This is a genomic window from uncultured Desulfovibrio sp. (assembly GCF_910584445.1).
Taxonomy (GTDB): domain Bacteria; phylum Desulfobacterota; class Desulfovibrionia; order Desulfovibrionales; family Desulfovibrionaceae; genus Desulfovibrio.
In genome coordinates this window covers 47,852-62,032 of record NZ_CAJUBO010000008.1, presented here as the reverse complement: position 1 = coordinate 62,032, position 14,181 = coordinate 47,852, and the positions used below count along the sequence as shown (strand labels likewise).

The window sequence follows — 14,181 nt, the reverse complement described above, 5'->3', positions numbered from 1 at the left end:
GGGATGGAGATGTCTGCCGCTGAACATATGCGGGAAGTGAGAACAGATTTTTCGCTCCAAGTCAATGTGCCGCGCGGGGCGCCCATGATTTTCGGGGCGCCGGGGTCCGGCGGCCCGCGCCGCCTTGAAAAAGTCGCCTCAGTATGCGACCATCGCCGCATCTCACAAGGAGTTGCCGATGCGTACCTCAAGCATCCTGTCCACGGCGCTGGCGATCCTGGTCATCGGGGCGCTGGCCGTCGGCGGCTATGTCTTTTTCAAGGATCTTGACGGACCCGTCATTCAGATCTCGCCGTCCACGGGCCGTGTTTCGCCCGCGACCGTCCTTGAGATCAGGATGAAGGACCCGGCGGGCATCCGTGCGCTGGTGGTGGGCATCCGCAAGAACAACGTCCTCAATGTCATCTTCAACCGCCATTTTGACGACTATCTTCCCGAGCGCACGGTGAGCGTTCCCCTCAAGGACGCCCAACTGCGCGAAGGGGCGTTCGAGCTGGAGATCCGCGCGACGGACGGCTCGCTGGCGGGCTTCGGCCAGGGCAATACCCGCACCGAACTTGTGCCCATGCGTCTGGATACGCAGCCGCCGCGCATTTCCGTAAAGACGCTGCCGCCCAACGTGCGCCGCGGCGGCGCGGCGGTCATCCGGTATGCCATCGACGAGGAGGTGAGCCGCAGCGGCGTTCTTGTCGCCGGATATTTTGTTCCGGGCTATCTCCAGAAGGACGGCAGCTACCTGTGCTTCTTTCCCTTCCCCTACACGATGACCGCCCGCGACTACAAGAACGCCGTCGAGATCACGGCCACGGACCTTGCCGGCAATACGACCAAAAGCCGGCTTTCGGTCATGGCGTTTGAGCGCACCTTCAAGAGCGACAACCTCGAACTCAAGGACAACTTCCTCCTCGCGGTGGAAAACAAGCTGCGGCACCTTGCGCCGGGGGCCGCCAATCCCCTGGAGTGTTACCTCTATATCAATAATGAGGTCCGCGCGGCCAATGTGCAGAGCCTGCGCGAACTCAGCCGGGACACGGCGGCCGCGATCCTCTGGCGCGGAGCTTTTTCGCGGCTGCCCCGCTCGGCGGCGCGCGCCGGCTTTGCGGATCATCGCTTCTTCCACTATCAGGGCCAGCTGGTGGGGGAATCCTTCCATCTCGGCTTCGACCTGGCCTCCGTGCGGAATGCGGAGGTGCCCGCCGCCAACAGTGGCCGTGTCATTTTTACGGCAGAACTGGGCATTTACGGCAATCTCATCGTCATCGACCATGGGCTGGGGGTCATGTCCCTCTATTCCCACCTGAGCGAAACGCTCACAGAAGCCGGAAAGGTGGTGAGCAAGGGGCAGATCATCGGCCGCACCGGCAGCACCGGTCTCGCCTTCGGGGATCATCTGCACTTCGGCATGCTGGTGGGCGGCGTGGAAGTCACGCCGCTTGAATGGATCGACCCCAAGTGGATCCGGGACAATATCGTTGAAAGGATCGGTCTGGAGTTTTTCGGCGGCCGTTGAGCGGCGGCGCGGAACGCGAAAAAAAAGGGACCTCCCGGTGACGCGGAGGTCCCTTTTTTTCGCCAGAGGCCGTACCTCCGGCATCTTTCCTGAAGCCGCAGACCCCCGCCTTGTTGAGGAAGCCGAAACGACGAATGCCCTATGCCGCCGTTGTATGGGCGTACGCCTGATGCTGGCCGCGCTGTTGGCGTGGTGGGCGGCACAGCTTGCTCATCTGGCGCAGATACTGCTTGTGACGGCTGAGGAAAAAGGCCAGCGGCGGCGAGAAATTGCGCCCGAGCAGGCCATCCACCAGCATCTGACTGATCTCGCGTTCCCGGGTGAGCACCAGCTGGGCGCGGGCCAGGACATGGCGGTCCGCATCAGGCATGGAGACAAGCATTTTGCGGAACGCTTCCTGGGCGCGTGGCTGATAGTACCAGAAATACATGAGATCCAGAGCATTGATGATGAACGCCCGTTCCAGCTCCCGCCCCCTGGAGCCGCCGTGCCCCTTGAGTCCGCCCGGCCGCGCCAGCATGACCAGCGCGTCTTCCTGGGGAAAGAGCAGTTCCAGGCGCGTATAGCAGGCAAAGACGTTGGCGATCTTGCTCTTGTAGTCCCAGCGGCGCATACGCAGATTGACCTGGCTGTCGGCATAGCCCTCGATGATGGCCGCCACCGTGTCGGACGCCATCTTGGAGACCACGGCCGCGCTCGGCACAAGATAGAGTTCGGGCTGGGCGACCCCCACGAACAGGAGGAGCTTGAAGAGCATGAAATCATAGAACGAGGAGACCGGAATCGCCAGACCGCTGCGGAAGAAGTTGCCGATGGCCGCTTCCTTGGGGAACCCGCGAAAAACATTGTGCGCGCAGATGTAAAAACCGTTGACGATATTGAGCACCGTGAAGACGAGGGTCGGATTGTTCTCCACGGAAACGCCAAGGCCGTCCTGAAGCAGCCAGACGCGCACCATGACTTCGAGCAGAAGGACGGAAATGCCCGTGTACATCAGCGAATCGCAAAGACGGCTGATGCTCACCTGTTCCTTCCAGTGGACGAGCGTGCCTCTGGAAAAGCCATTGGCGGCAAACATCATCTGCACGACATTGCGGACACCCGTGATGCCGAACCAGATAAAGGTGCCGAACCAGGCGAGGAACCACCAGTCCTGGGTGTAGAGGAAGGAAAAAAAGGCGGGGATGAAGCCGAGGAGCACCTTGAGCCAGTTGCTGATGGCACTGTTGAGGTAGGACAGGCCGAGCCGTGTTTGCCCACGGGAGTTGCCGGCGCCGAGCAGGTCGTTCTGGCGCGCCTGGTTGAGTCCGCCCAGATTGGCGATATTGCCGTTTTTGCAGATGCGGCAGTATTCACTGGCGGTTTCCCATTCCCGCTTGCGTTCCATGCCCAGATGGCGGCAGCCGGGGAGGCGGCGGAAGTACGCCCCCAGTCGTTGCCAGAACGTCGGATTTTCCGGTTCGCGGAAAACCTCGGTCTCTTCCACGGGTGAACAGAGGGGAATGGGCCGCACCTGCTGCGGTTTGCGCTTGAGTTCGGCCAGGGCGCGGTGGGGCAGCGTTTCCCTGAGCACGAGTCCCATGCCGAAGGAGCGGCGGCCGCCGGAGCTTGTGCCCAGGCGGGACCTGAGCGGATTGTGGCGATAATGCTCCCAGAGCTTGGGCACATTGCGAAGGATGTCCCGGAACTTGGCGGCCCGCTCTTCATCGCCCTCGCGTTCCAGATGGCGGCCCATCTGCCGGATCATCTGCTTGACGCGCGGGCCGAGGCCGAGATTCAGGGCGCGCTGCAATTCGCCGATGGCCTCAAGGTCATGCAGGCGCCCTTCAAGCCAGGCGCGCATGTTGAAGATCTCCAGATGGGTGATGGCGCCGTGGCAATCGGAGAGCACCTCCGCCACATCTTCCACCCGGAGGTCCGTGAGGCCAAGCACGAGGCGATAGCCGGGATTGAGTTCCTGAAGGTCGCGCACAAGCTCCTGCGGGCTGAGGCGCAGCAGTTCCGGGATGTTTTCGGAGCCTGACAGGGTCGCGTCACGCGCATTCGGGAGGGTATCCGGGGCAAGCCACTCATCGGCGATGATGTCCGCGCTCAGATTTTCCAGGGCGGCAAGCTCCTCAGCGACGGCAGGGTCCGAGGAACCGCTGTGCGCCAGCCGTTGCGCCCGTTCCCGGGCGGCGGGCAGCACATGCCGGTGGAGACATTCGGACAGATGGTGCATGGAGGGCTGCCCCCGGCCCACAAAGCGGAGAAACTCCCGGGGGTCAAGGGGGGGCACATCCACGCCCCAGGCGGCGGCCAGGGTGGGCCGCGATTGTTCGTTCCAGGCGTTGAGGATGTTGAGGATGCGCTCCTTTTTCCAGGCCAGGACTTCCTTGCCGCGCTTCATCATCTCCGCGAGCTTGGGATTATGGAGAAATTCCAGGAAGTCCTCGTTGGAGCTGAAACCGCGCGGGATCCAGAACAGGCGCGCATAGCGCCCGTGAAAAAGCACCTGGTATTCGATACCGATACGCACGGTGATGCCGGTGATCTCCGCTGCCCGGAGGATCTCGCGCGCCGCATCCGGCGGCACCCAGTATTCATATCCGATGGTAATGTCGCGGAGGCCCTTGATCCAGGCGTCCATGATGAGATGCGTGGGCGTTTTGCGGCCCTTGGTATTGGCATCGTACACATGGTCGTCAAAGGCGATCTGGTTCCACTCCTCGGGCATTTCCGGCAGGTGATAGCGGGCGAGCATGTGCCGCACGATGCGCGGCGTGCCCTGCGCCGTGCGCCGGAAATCATGGGCCAGCTTGAGCTGTGTCAGCCGGTCGCCATGGGCGCGCACCATGTCTTTCATGATCTGCATGAGGACACGCGCGGTATTGCGCCGCAGGAGCGAATGGGCGCTGTTGAGCACCTCGTCGTAGAGGACTTCAAGGGCAAGGAGCCTGTCGCGGGCCTGCGCGTCGCCCACCTCCAGATTGCGGAGGAGATTGATGACCGCGTAGGCCATGCGCGCCACCGGCGTGGCGGCCAGCTCCTTGATGCCGTGCGGATGGAGGTTGGGGTCAAAAAGACCGTCATCGGATGGGCCGGTACGCGAATCAAGAATACGGTTGACAAGGGAAAGGATGTCCTTGTCCTGCTTGTCAAAGTAAATATCGCTCCAACGTTCCGCCACGCCGTGCCCCCTTGCTGGCCGCCGTGATGAAAGGATCACTGGCAGAAATTTGCCGGGGCGCGCCCCGGCGGCAGAAAGCCCCGCGACGCGCCCCGAAAGAGGTCCTCGTTTTGCTAGATGAATTCGTCCATGCGGCCCGAACGCACCTTCTGGAGGAGCCGCTCGGCCGCGCCGCGCTCATGCTCGGCGAGCTGCTCCAGCTTTTCGGCGATGACCTTTTCGCCAAGCTGACGCGTATAGGGCGTCGCATAGTTGATGAGGAATTCCATGAACGATGCCATGGAGTTCGGCCCGCACTGGGATTTGATGTTCCCCCCGCGGACAAGGGAGATGAACTCCTTGCCGCTGCGGCCAAGGCGCGGGCAGGCCGTGCAGAAGGAGGGCAGGTGCCGGGCCTCCTCCAGGAGGAAACGCACGACCTCGTCGAGGTGGCAGTCTTCGCCGATGGGGAAGGGCGCCTTTTCACCGGGCGCGTCCGTCCAGCTTTCATAGGGGTTGGCGACGCTGCCGGTGAGCAGTTGCGAACAGCCCGTATTGCAGGCCGCGCGCCAAAGCCCGGCGGGTTCGCGCGTGGTCAGCAAAATGCCCGTGTAGGGAATGGCAAGCCGCGTGATGGCGACACAGCGCAGGAAGTCCTCGTCATTCATGGCGTAGGGCGGCTGGAAGTCGCAACCGGGCGCGGGACGCACGCGGTGCAGGTTGACCGTGCGGCCGCCTGCGCCGTATTCGCGGGCAAGATGGGCGGCATGGGCCGCCAGGGCGAGCAGGTCGAATTCCCAGGGACCCAGGCCCAGGGCAAGCCCCAGCCCCACATCGGTCATTCCGGCCCTGAGCGCCGTCTCCGGGCCGAGCAGCCGGCCGGCGAAGTCGCTTTTGGGACCGCCGGGATGGGCGTTGTGGTAGCTCGCCTCGTGGTAGGTCTCCTGATAGATATTGACCGTTCCGGCTTCGGTGCGCCGCAGCAGCGCGTATTCCTCGGCGGTGAGGACGCCGAGATCCAGATTGACCCGGCGGATCTCCCCCATGCCGTCAAAAAGGCGGTGCAGGGCATCGACGGCTTCGGCCCAGTATTCCACATCGGCGCTCGTGCTCTGGCCGCTGACCAGCACCACGCGTTTGTGCCCCTGCCGGATGAGCTTGCGCGCCGCCTCGCGCAGTTCCGCCTGGTCCAGGCGCTTGCGCTGGATGGCGGTGTTGCCCTTGCGGGAGGCGCAGTACCGGCATTCGCTGGCACAGGTATTGCTGATATGGAGCGGTGCCGTGAGCACGATGCGGTCGCCATAGACCTTTTGCTTGACCAGGTCCGCGGTGCCGAAGATGAGCTTCATATCCTCCGGTTTCCGCACCCGGAGCAGGGCCACGATCTCGTCGGGACCCAGCGGTTCCAGTGCCAGGGACTTATCAAGGATTTCGCGCACCACGGCCGTTTCGGGCGCGCTTTCACGGGCAAGCGCCGTTTCGAGGGCGACGGGGTCCAGCCAGGACGAGGCGGAAGCGGACGGAGATGTGCCGGGCATAATGCATCCTCAGGAGTGGCAAGAGGTGAACCCGCAGCCAGCGCTGCGGGAGAGATGGACGTCTCTGCGGTGGCGGCACTCTAGCATGCCGTGGAAAAAAACGCCAGTCGGGAAAAGGCGCCGCAGGCGCGCCGCGCGTCAGGAGGGCGCGCGGTGGTGGCGGGCGCGGCGTTTCTGGGGCCTGGCCGGGGCGGCGGGCGCCGGAGCCTTTGGCGCGGGGGGCGTGAGATCCGGAGGCGCCGGGATGACCGGCACATGAGCGCTGCTGCCGAGATGGCGCAGGAAGAATTCCGCCAGTGCGCCGTCGAGCCGGTGTGCCAGGGCGGCGCGCGTTTCAGGAGTCACCGAAAGGCAGAGTTCGGGAAGTTCCGAAGCGATGCGGGGCGGACAGGGGGCCATGAGCGCGCCTGTGTCCGCCTGCGGAAGTTCCAGCACCGTCGCCTTCAGCCCCGGCACCCGCGCGATGGACCCGGCATGGAGTTCGGCCCTGTCCAGTTTCTCCGCGCCCGCCACTACCAGCAGGAGCGGCGGATAAAAATGGCGGAACGACGTGGGTCCGAACAGCATGCCATACCCCGGCGCCACGGCGGCCACGGCCCTGATGCGCGGATCGGCCGGGCTGCGCCCGAGGGGAAAGGCCGCGCACATGGCGTCGATTTTTTCCCTGACCCAGGGATCGCAATAGGCGTCCCCGGCGCCAGCCCTGGCGCAGTAGCCGGACCATGGGGCGCAATCGGGGAGCGCTCCGCCAAGGAGCAGGGCCGCCGTGGCGCCGGTGCCGAAACCGAGCACGCCGATGCGCCCCGGATCGATGCAGGCGGCGAGTTCCTTGTCCTCCAGCAGGATGCGGATGGTGGCCGACAGTTCCTTTGTGCGATTCTCCAGTTGCGGCCAGGTGAAAAGGTCGTCCATGTTGTGCATGCTGTCATGGGCGTGGGCCGGAGCTGCCACGACAAATCCCCTGGCCGCGAGGCGGGCGGCAGTGTCATGGTAGGAGAATCGCGTCCCGGGCGTTGCGTGCGAAAGCAGGAGCAGGGGAAAACGCCCTTCCGCCGGGCGGCCGTTGCGCGCGGCATACAGTGTCCAGGGCGTGTACCTGAGTTCGCGCGGCTGCCGGGTCCCCGGATACCAGACATTGATGTCCAGCCGCAGGGGAGGCTCGGTCAGCGCTTCGCCAAGCGTGCGGAAGGCAGGCTTGTATGCTTCGGCGGCATGTCCCGCGCAGGGGGGCAGGAGCAGCAGGACCGCGGCCAGGGCGCCCAGGATATGCCGCAGCCAGAAGGGGGATCGCATGCCGCCTGTTGTGCCACAGCCGCCGCTGGGGTACAAGAGGCAAGTGGGGGCGTCCCGATGACGGGTGTCGCCCCGGTTTCGCATGTCCCGGCCCGCGCGGGACAGAGATCCTGCTCTCTGGAGAGGAGATGCTGGCGGATGGAAACGCTGAGCTATTTTCTGGATTTCGTGCTCCACATCGACGTCCACCTTTTTGAGCTGGTGGAACAATATGGCCTGTGGATCTATGCCATCCTGTTCGTCATCGTTTTTTGCGAGACCGGGCTGGTGGTCACGCCGTTTCTGCCCGGCGATTCCCTGCTTTTCGCGTCCGGCGTGGTGGCCGGCGCCGGACTGATGGGCTACCCCGAAGTCATGCTCGTCCTTCTGGCGGCAGGCATCAGCGGAGATGCCGTGAACTACTGCATCGGCCGCCATGTGGGTCCGCCCATCTTTTCGCGTGACAGCCGTTTCATCAGGAAGGAATACCTGCTCAAGGCGCATCATTTCTACGAACGCCATGGCGGCAAGGCCATCGTGCTTGCGCGGTTCATCCCCATTGTGCGTACCTTCGCCCCCTTTGTGGCCGGCATCGCCCTGATGAACCCGGCCGTGTTTTTCTTTTATAACATCATCGGCTGTCTGCTCTGGGTGGGGGCGCTCGTGTCCGCCGGCTTCTTTCTCGGGAACCTGACGTGGGTCCGGGAAAATTTCAGCCTCATCGTCTATGCCATCATCCTGCTCTCGGTCATGCCGGTCTGCATCGAGTTCCTCCGCGCCTGGCTGGGACGCGGAAAGGACGCTTCCAGCCCGCGGGAGAAGAACGATGGCCGCGCCTGAATGTCCGCGCGATGCCCGGCGGGGCGTGGAGGAAGGCCGGGGCGCGCCCCGGGGGCTGCGCCCGCATATCGCTCTGGTGGGGCGCCGCAATGCGGGGAAGTCCGCGCTGCTCAACGCCCTGGCGGGGCAGGCCGTTTCCATCGTCTCGGAAACGCCCGGCACCACGACCGATCCCGTCGCCAAGACCATGGAGCTGGCCCCGCTCGGGCCTGTGGTCCTGCTGGACACGGCCGGCATCGACGATGAGGGCGACCTTGGCCGCCTACGCGTGGAGCGCACCCTGACCGCGCTGCGCGGTGTGGATGCCGTGCTGCTCGTGACGGACCGGGGGCTGTGGGAAGCGCCGGAACGGGAGGTCGCCGCCGTGCTGGACGCGCGGAGCATTCCCTATGTGGTGCTCTGCAACAAGGCGGATCTTGGGGACGAAGAGCCGCCTGCCATGGAGGGGCGGCGCCGGCTCAGTGTGTCCGCCAGGGCCGGGACCGGTATGGCGGCCGTGGTGGCGGAACTTGCGCGCATCCTTCCTGATGCGGCCCTGCGCCAGCCGCCGCTTCTTGAAGGCCTGCTGCCCGCGGGGGGCCTGGTGGCGCTGGTGGTGCCGCTGGATTCCGGCGCGCCCAAGGGGCGCCTCATCCAGCCGCAGGTGCAGACCATCCGCGATTGTCTGGATGCGCGCGGCATCTGCCTTGTGACGACACCGGAGGAATATCCGGGCGCCCTGCAACGGCTGAATGCCGCGCCGGATCTCGTGGTCTGCGATTCGCAGGTGGTGCGCGAAACAGTGGCCGCCACGCCGCCGCGGGTGCCGCTGACCACGTTTTCCATCCTCATGGCCCGCCTCAAGGGCGACCTCACGACGCTGGCCGCCGGCGCGGCCGCCCTTGAACGGCTCGCGCCCGGCGAGACCGTGGTCATCCAGGAGGGCTGTTCCCACCATCCCCAGGCGGACGACATCGGCCGCGTCAAGCTGCCGCGTCTGCTGCGCGCGCTGGCGGGCGGCGACGTGCATGTGGTGATGGCCGCGGGCACGGAGTTCTTTGCCTATCCCGCCGGGACAAAGGCCGTCATCCACTGCGGCGGCTGCGTCATCACGCGCCGCCAGATGCTGGAGCGCATGGCCGCCGCCCGCGCGGCGGATCTTCCCATGACCAACTACGGGCTTGCGCTTTCCCTCGGGCAGGGCGTGCTGGAGCGGGCGCTCGCGCCATTCCCCGAAGCCCTGGCGGCGTACAGGGCAATGCGCGAGGCCTTGCCCACATAGGGGGTCCGCAGCCTCTCCGTTCGCGGCAGCCGTTGCCGGGGGGACCCGTGCAGCCGGCAGGCGGGCATCTTCTCCCGCAGCCGCCGGAGCGTTCACGCGATTCCATTGCGAAAACGCCTTATCCCTTGAACGGCGAGATGGCCCGCAGGGTCTCGATGACGCCCGGGAAGTTGGCGAGCACATAGTCCACCTCCTCCCCTGTGGTGTAGCGCGACAGGGAAAGGCGGATGGAACCGTGGGCGTAGTTGAAGGGCACGCCCATGGCGCGGAGCACATGGGAGGGTTCCAGGCTGCCGGAGGTACAGGCCGAGCCGGAGCTGGCGGCGATGCCCAGACGGTCGAGCATGAGCAGGATAGCCTCGCCCTCCACATTCTTGAAGGAGATGTTGGAGGTATTGGGCAGCCTGTTCTGCGTATCGCCGTTGACGCGGCTGTCCGGGATGCGCTCAAGCAGGCCCGCTTCCATTCTGTCGCGGAGCAGCGCCACATCCACGCGTTCCTTTTGCATGAAGTCCGCGCAGAGTTGCGCGGCCATGCCCAGGCCCACGATATAGGGCACATTTTCCGTGCCCGCGCGCCGGCCGCGTTCCTGATGGCCGCCGCGCAACAGCGGGCGAAAGCGCACGCCCTTGCGGATGTAGAGCGCGCCGATGCCTTTGGGCGCATGCAGCTTGTGCCCGGAAAGGGAGAGCATGTCCACCGGCAGGTGGTGAAGGTCGATGGGCACCTTGCCCACGGCCTGCACCGCGTCCGTATGGAAGAGGATGCCCCGCTCCTTCGCCATCTCCGCCATCCGCTGGATGGGATAGATATTGCCCACCTCGTTATTGGCGAACATGACGGAAACGATGGCCGTGTCGTCGCCGAGGGCTGCGGCGTATTCCTCCAGGTCAAGGCGTCCCCTGGCATCCACGCCGAGCATGGTCACGCGGTAGCCCTGGCGCTCCCAGTAGCGGCAGACGCTCAGCACCGCCGGGTGCTCCACGCGGGTGGTGATGATGTGGCGCCGTTCCGGCTGGCTTTGCAGGGCCGACCAGATGGCCGCGTTATCGCTTTCGGAACCGCAGGAGGTGAAGAGGACTTCGTCCGGGTCCGCGCCAAGCAGGGCGGCGAGACGTTCGCGCGCCGTTTCCAGGGCTTCGGCCACCTGACCGCCGAAGGTGTGCATGCTCGAGGGGTTGCCATACAGCTCGCCGAAGTAGGGGAGCATGGCGTCGAGCACTTCGGGGGCGACGGCCGTGGTGGCGTTGTTGTCCAGATACACGGTATTCATGGCTCAGGCCTCCTCGACCACGATGTCCGGCTCCACATGCTCGCGCAGGAGTCGCTCCACCAGGTTGCCGATGGTCACGTTGCTGGAACGGCACTGCGAACAGCGGCCGTGCAGGGCCACCACCACGCGCTTGCCGTCCACATCCACAAGCTCGATATCACCGCCATCGGCCGCAAGCTGGGGCCGGATCTCCTCGTCGATGACCTTGAGGACCTGCTGCATGCGCTGGACATTGGTGAGGCGCGGCCGGGGCTTGAGTTCCTGCAGGGGCTTCTGCTTCAGCTCCGTGGCGAGGATCTCGGCGATCTCGTCCTGACATTCGCCGCAGGCGCCGCCGGCCTTGGTATAGGCGGTGACTTCCTCGACGGTCTTGAGGTTGTTCTCGCGGATGGCGCGGATGATCTGGGCATCCGTCACGCCGAAGCACTTGCAGACGAGCCTGCCTTCCTCATGGGCATGCGGCACCGCGGGTTCGCCCTTCCACTGGCGGATGGCGGCCTCCAGCGCCTCCTGGCCCATGACCGAACAGTGCATTTTCTGCTTGGGCAGGCCACCCAGCGCGTTGGCGATATCCTTGTTGGTGAGCTTGAGGGCTTCGTCCACGGTCATGCCCTTGATCATGTCCGTCAGCACCGAGCTTGAGGCGATGGCGCTGGCGCAGCCAAAGGTCTCGAAACCCGCGTTCTCGATGACGCCCGCATCGCTGATCTTCAGATAAAGCTTGAGCGCATCGCCGCAGGCGAGACTGCCCACCTCGCCGATGGCATTGGCGTCCGGGATGGGACCGGCGTTATGCGGATGCAGGAAGTGGTCATGGACGGCCTCAGTGTAATTCCACATATGATCCTCCTGAAATGGGGCGCTCTTCGCCCCTGTCGCCCGAGGCGGAGCCGGCGCCCGGGGTATTCTTGCACTGTTCGCTCAACTCCTGCAAGGTACGGCGCCGCAGAAAATCGCGCATATGCCTGTCGAGGGCCTGCCAGAAGGCCCGGGTGGAGCACTGCCCCTCATGCGTGCAGAGCGTGTTGGTGGTAAGGCAGCGCACGGGCGCGATCTCGCCTTCCAGATGCAGAAAAACATCTTCCATGTTGATGTCCGCGGCGGGCTTGGCGAGGGCGTAGCCGCCGCCCGTGCCGCGCACGGCCCGCAGGATGCCGAGCGGTTTGAGCGCCCGGACGATCTGTTCCAGATAGCCGGAGGAGATGCGTTCCTCTTTCGCCACCTGGCCGAGCTGGAGCAGGCAGCCTTCCGGCTGGGCCGCCAGGCGCAGCAGAAAACGCAGGCCATAGCGTGTTCGTGTGGAAAATCGCATGGAAAAGGCAGTCTCCTTTGGCGGAGCCTCGGGCGTCCGTCAGGACGCGCGTTCCCCGTCGTCCCGGGCAAGGGCGGTGAGGCTGAAGGGGGTTTCCTGATAGACGTAGTAGTTGAGCCAGTTGCTGTAAAAAAGATGGGCGTGCGCGCGCCAGGTCATGAGCGGCATGACATCCGGGTCATCGCCGGGATAGTAGTGGCGCGGGATGGCGGGATCGTCGCCCCTGGCGAGATCCCTCCTGTATTCCGCGTCCAGAGTGCCCCGGTCATATTCCAGATGGCCGGTCATGAAGACCTGGCGCTGGTCCCGGCTCTCCACCACGGCAAGGCCCGCTTCGGCGGATTCCGCAAGGATGCGCAGCTCAGGATGCCGGAGCACGTCTTCCGTACGCACTTCGGTATGGCGGGAATGGGGCGCGAGAAACTCATCGTCGAATCCGCGGAACAGGCGGCACTCCGGCCGGAGCACCTCATGGCAGAAGATGCCGGAGACCTTGCCCGGCAGCACATGCTTGGGCACGCCGTAAAAGTGGTGCAGGGCAGCCTGGGCGGCCCAGCAGAGATACAGGGTGGAATAGACGCGCTCCCGGGCGAAGGTCATGATCCCGACAAGCTCGTCCCAGTAGTCCACCTGATCGAAGGGAAGATGCTCCACCGGGGCGCCGGTGATGACCATGCCGTCAAAGCTTTTGTGGCGGATTTCGTCAAACGTTTTGTAAAAGCGTTCGAGATGCTGCACGGGCGTATTGCGCGATTCATGGGCCGCCGTCCGCAACAGGGTGATGTTCACCTGGATGGGAGAATTGCCGAGCAGGCGCAGGAGCTGCGTTTCCGTGGCGATCTTGGTGGGCATGAGATTGACGATGGCGATCTCCAGCGGGCGTATGTCCTGCCGGTCTGCCCGTTCGTCCGTCATGACGAAGATGTTTTCGCTCGCCAGCGCCGCGCGGGCGGGAAGATCTGCGGGAATTTTGATGGGCATCGGTTCCTCCCGTGGAAAGGGCCGGGGCTGTTGGCGGGCGGCGCGGACCCGCGGCTTGTCGGGTTCCGGCGCCCGCAAAACATAGTCTTTTGCTAGGATTTGTCAATGGGATCCGTCTTCAGCAGCGCGGAAGGGCGCGGCCACAAGGCGGACGCCTCGGGAGCGCTTTCACAATGGAACCGCGGAAACGCTCCGGCGGCTGCGGGAGCGGACGCCCGCGCCGCATATGGCGAAAAACCGCGCTTTTCCGCCGATTGTCCCGCTCTGCGGGGAAATGACAGCAGCGAAACCTGAGGGAGATCTCTGCCGTACAGATATTTTCCCCGGCAAAATGCGCTACGGCAGCCGGACCGTATGCGTCGCCAGCGGGACATTGCCGCCGCAGGCTGCCATGGCCTGTTCCGCCAGGCGGCCGAGCGCGCCGCAGCAGGGCACGCTCATCCGCAGGATGGTGATGCCGGCGGGAGCGGCCTCCCTGATGATGGCGCCCAGCCGTTCCCGAAGGGCGGCGTGGTCTTCGAGCTTGGGGCAGGCGAGCAGCGGGATGTGCCCTGTGAGCCAATGCGCGTGGAGGTCCGGCAGGGCCAGGCTCGCGCAGTCGGCCGTGAGCAGCAGCCGCGCGCCGCGCAGGAACGGGGCCGCCGGCGGCACGAGCGCCAGCTTGACGGGCCATGCGGGTAACTGCGCCGCGAGAGCGCCTTCCTGCGCTGCGGCGTGGCTCCTTTCCCCTCCATGGGGCATCAGGGGTCTGAGGGCGCGCGCCGCGCTGCCGGGGCAGCCACCGGAGGCCGCGCCGGATGCTTCGCGGCGCGCCCTGGCCGCCAGGGCCGCCGCCTCGTCAAAGGGCGCGGCCTCACGCGTGTTCAGGGTCAGGGCGCCCTGAGGGCAGTTGAGGCAGGCCCCGAGTCCGTCACAATACATATCGCCGATCAGGCGCGCCTTGCCATCCACAATGGCGAGAGCGCCCTCGGCGCAGTCAAGGACGCACTGGCCGCACCCGTTGCACTTTTCCTCATCGATCTCAATGATGGGCCGAAGCATGGCAA

Annotated in this window: 11 protein-coding genes; 3 read left to right on the top strand and 8 right to left on the bottom strand. The window is 65.1% G+C overall.

The features are described 5' to 3' along the window. The first annotated feature begins 178 nt into the window (after positions 1-178). On the top strand, positions 179-1,510 hold the full coding sequence (locus QZ294_RS05270; protein WP_297047659.1) for a M23 family metallopeptidase: 1,332 nt from the start codon (positions 179-181) through the stop codon (positions 1,508-1,510). A 139-nt stretch (positions 1,511-1,649) separates the two neighbouring features. Here the strand turns inward: QZ294_RS05270 and QZ294_RS05265 are convergent, their stop codons facing one another. The 3 genes from QZ294_RS05265 to QZ294_RS05255 form a co-directional block, all read right to left on the bottom strand. Beyond that, positions 1,650-4,679, bottom strand: coding sequence for a hypothetical protein (locus QZ294_RS05265; protein ID WP_297047657.1), 3,030 nt, complete (start codon positions 4,677-4,679; stop codon positions 1,650-1,652). 113 nt (positions 4,680-4,792) lie between these two features. Continuing rightward, complete coding sequence (hydG, locus tag QZ294_RS05260) at positions 4,793-6,196, bottom strand: [FeFe] hydrogenase H-cluster radical SAM maturase HydG (RefSeq protein WP_297047655.1); 1,404 nt, start codon at positions 6,194-6,196, stop codon at positions 4,793-4,795. 138 nt (positions 6,197-6,334) lie between these two features. Continuing rightward, on the bottom strand, positions 6,335-7,489 hold the full coding sequence (locus QZ294_RS05255; protein WP_297047653.1) for a hypothetical protein: 1,155 nt from the start codon (positions 7,487-7,489) through the stop codon (positions 6,335-6,337). A gap of 138 nt (positions 7,490-7,627) precedes the next feature. Here QZ294_RS05255 and QZ294_RS05250 point away from each other — a divergent pair, with 138 nt between their 5' ends. After that, positions 7,628-8,308 (top strand): DedA family protein, encoded by a 681-nt coding sequence (locus QZ294_RS05250; RefSeq protein WP_297047651.1) that lies wholly within the window; start codon positions 7,628-7,630, stop codon positions 8,306-8,308. Then, entirely contained in the window at positions 8,295-9,569 is a 1,275-nt protein-coding gene (hydF, locus tag QZ294_RS05245) for a [FeFe] hydrogenase H-cluster maturation GTPase HydF (protein WP_297047649.1), read from the top strand. The genes QZ294_RS05250 and hydF overlap by 14 nt, the downstream gene beginning before the upstream one ends. A gap of 118 nt (positions 9,570-9,687) precedes the next feature. Here the strand turns inward: hydF and nifS are convergent, their stop codons facing one another. The 5 genes from nifS to QZ294_RS05220 all read right to left on the bottom strand — a co-directional run bounded on the left by nifS (position 9,688) and on the right by QZ294_RS05220 (position 14,176). Then, complete coding sequence (nifS, locus tag QZ294_RS05240; RefSeq protein ID WP_297047647.1) at positions 9,688-10,842, bottom strand: cysteine desulfurase NifS; 1,155 nt, start codon at positions 10,840-10,842, stop codon at positions 9,688-9,690. A 3-nt stretch (positions 10,843-10,845) separates the two neighbouring features. Next, positions 10,846-11,682 (bottom strand): Fe-S cluster assembly protein NifU, encoded by an 837-nt coding sequence (gene nifU / locus QZ294_RS05235; protein ID WP_297047644.1) that lies wholly within the window; start codon positions 11,680-11,682, stop codon positions 10,846-10,848. Next, on the bottom strand, positions 11,666-12,154 hold the full coding sequence (locus QZ294_RS05230) for an Rrf2 family transcriptional regulator (RefSeq protein ID WP_297047641.1): 489 nt from the start codon (positions 12,152-12,154) through the stop codon (positions 11,666-11,668). The genes nifU and QZ294_RS05230 overlap by 17 nt, the downstream gene beginning before the upstream one ends. 39 nt (positions 12,155-12,193) lie before the next feature. Further along, a complete protein-coding gene (metA, locus tag QZ294_RS05225) occupies positions 12,194-13,135 on the bottom strand; it encodes a homoserine O-succinyltransferase (protein ID WP_297047639.1) in 942 nt (313 codons plus the stop codon). A 336-nt stretch (positions 13,136-13,471) separates the two neighbouring features. After that, the gene (locus QZ294_RS05220; RefSeq protein ID WP_297047637.1) at positions 13,472-14,176 is read right to left on the bottom strand and encodes an ATP-binding protein; all 705 of its coding nucleotides are present in this window, start codon (positions 14,174-14,176) and stop codon (positions 13,472-13,474) included. Positions 14,177-14,181 lie beyond the last annotated feature (5 nt).

What these genes read in the sequence shown, in the direction of transcription:
- QZ294_RS05270 (WP_297047659.1), top strand. Translation starts at nt 179, where the DNA reads ATGCGTACCTCAAGCATCCTGTCCACGGCGCTGGCGATCCTGGTCATC.
- hydG (WP_297047655.1), bottom strand. Translation starts at nt 6,196, where the DNA reads ATGCCCGGCACATCTCCGTCCGCTTCCGCCTCGTCCTGGCTGGACCCC.
- QZ294_RS05255 (WP_297047653.1), bottom strand. Translation starts at nt 7,489, where the DNA reads ATGCGATCCCCCTTCTGGCTGCGGCATATCCTGGGCGCCCTGGCCGCG.
- QZ294_RS05250 (WP_297047651.1), top strand. Translation starts at nt 7,628, where the DNA reads ATGGAAACGCTGAGCTATTTTCTGGATTTCGTGCTCCACATCGACGTC.
- hydF (WP_297047649.1), top strand. Translation starts at nt 8,295, where the DNA reads ATGGCCGCGCCTGAATGTCCGCGCGATGCCCGGCGGGGCGTGGAGGAA.
- nifS (WP_297047647.1), bottom strand. Translation starts at nt 10,842, where the DNA reads ATGAATACCGTGTATCTGGACAACAACGCCACCACGGCCGTCGCCCCC.
- nifU (WP_297047644.1), bottom strand. Translation starts at nt 11,682, where the DNA reads ATGTGGAATTACACTGAGGCCGTCCATGACCACTTCCTGCATCCGCAT.
- QZ294_RS05230 (WP_297047641.1), bottom strand. Translation starts at nt 12,154, where the DNA reads ATGCGATTTTCCACACGAACACGCTATGGCCTGCGTTTTCTGCTGCGC.
- metA (WP_297047639.1), bottom strand. Translation starts at nt 13,135, where the DNA reads ATGCCCATCAAAATTCCCGCAGATCTTCCCGCCCGCGCGGCGCTGGCG.
- QZ294_RS05220 (WP_297047637.1), bottom strand. Translation starts at nt 14,176, where the DNA reads ATGCTTCGGCCCATCATTGAGATCGATGAGGAAAAGTGCAACGGGTGC.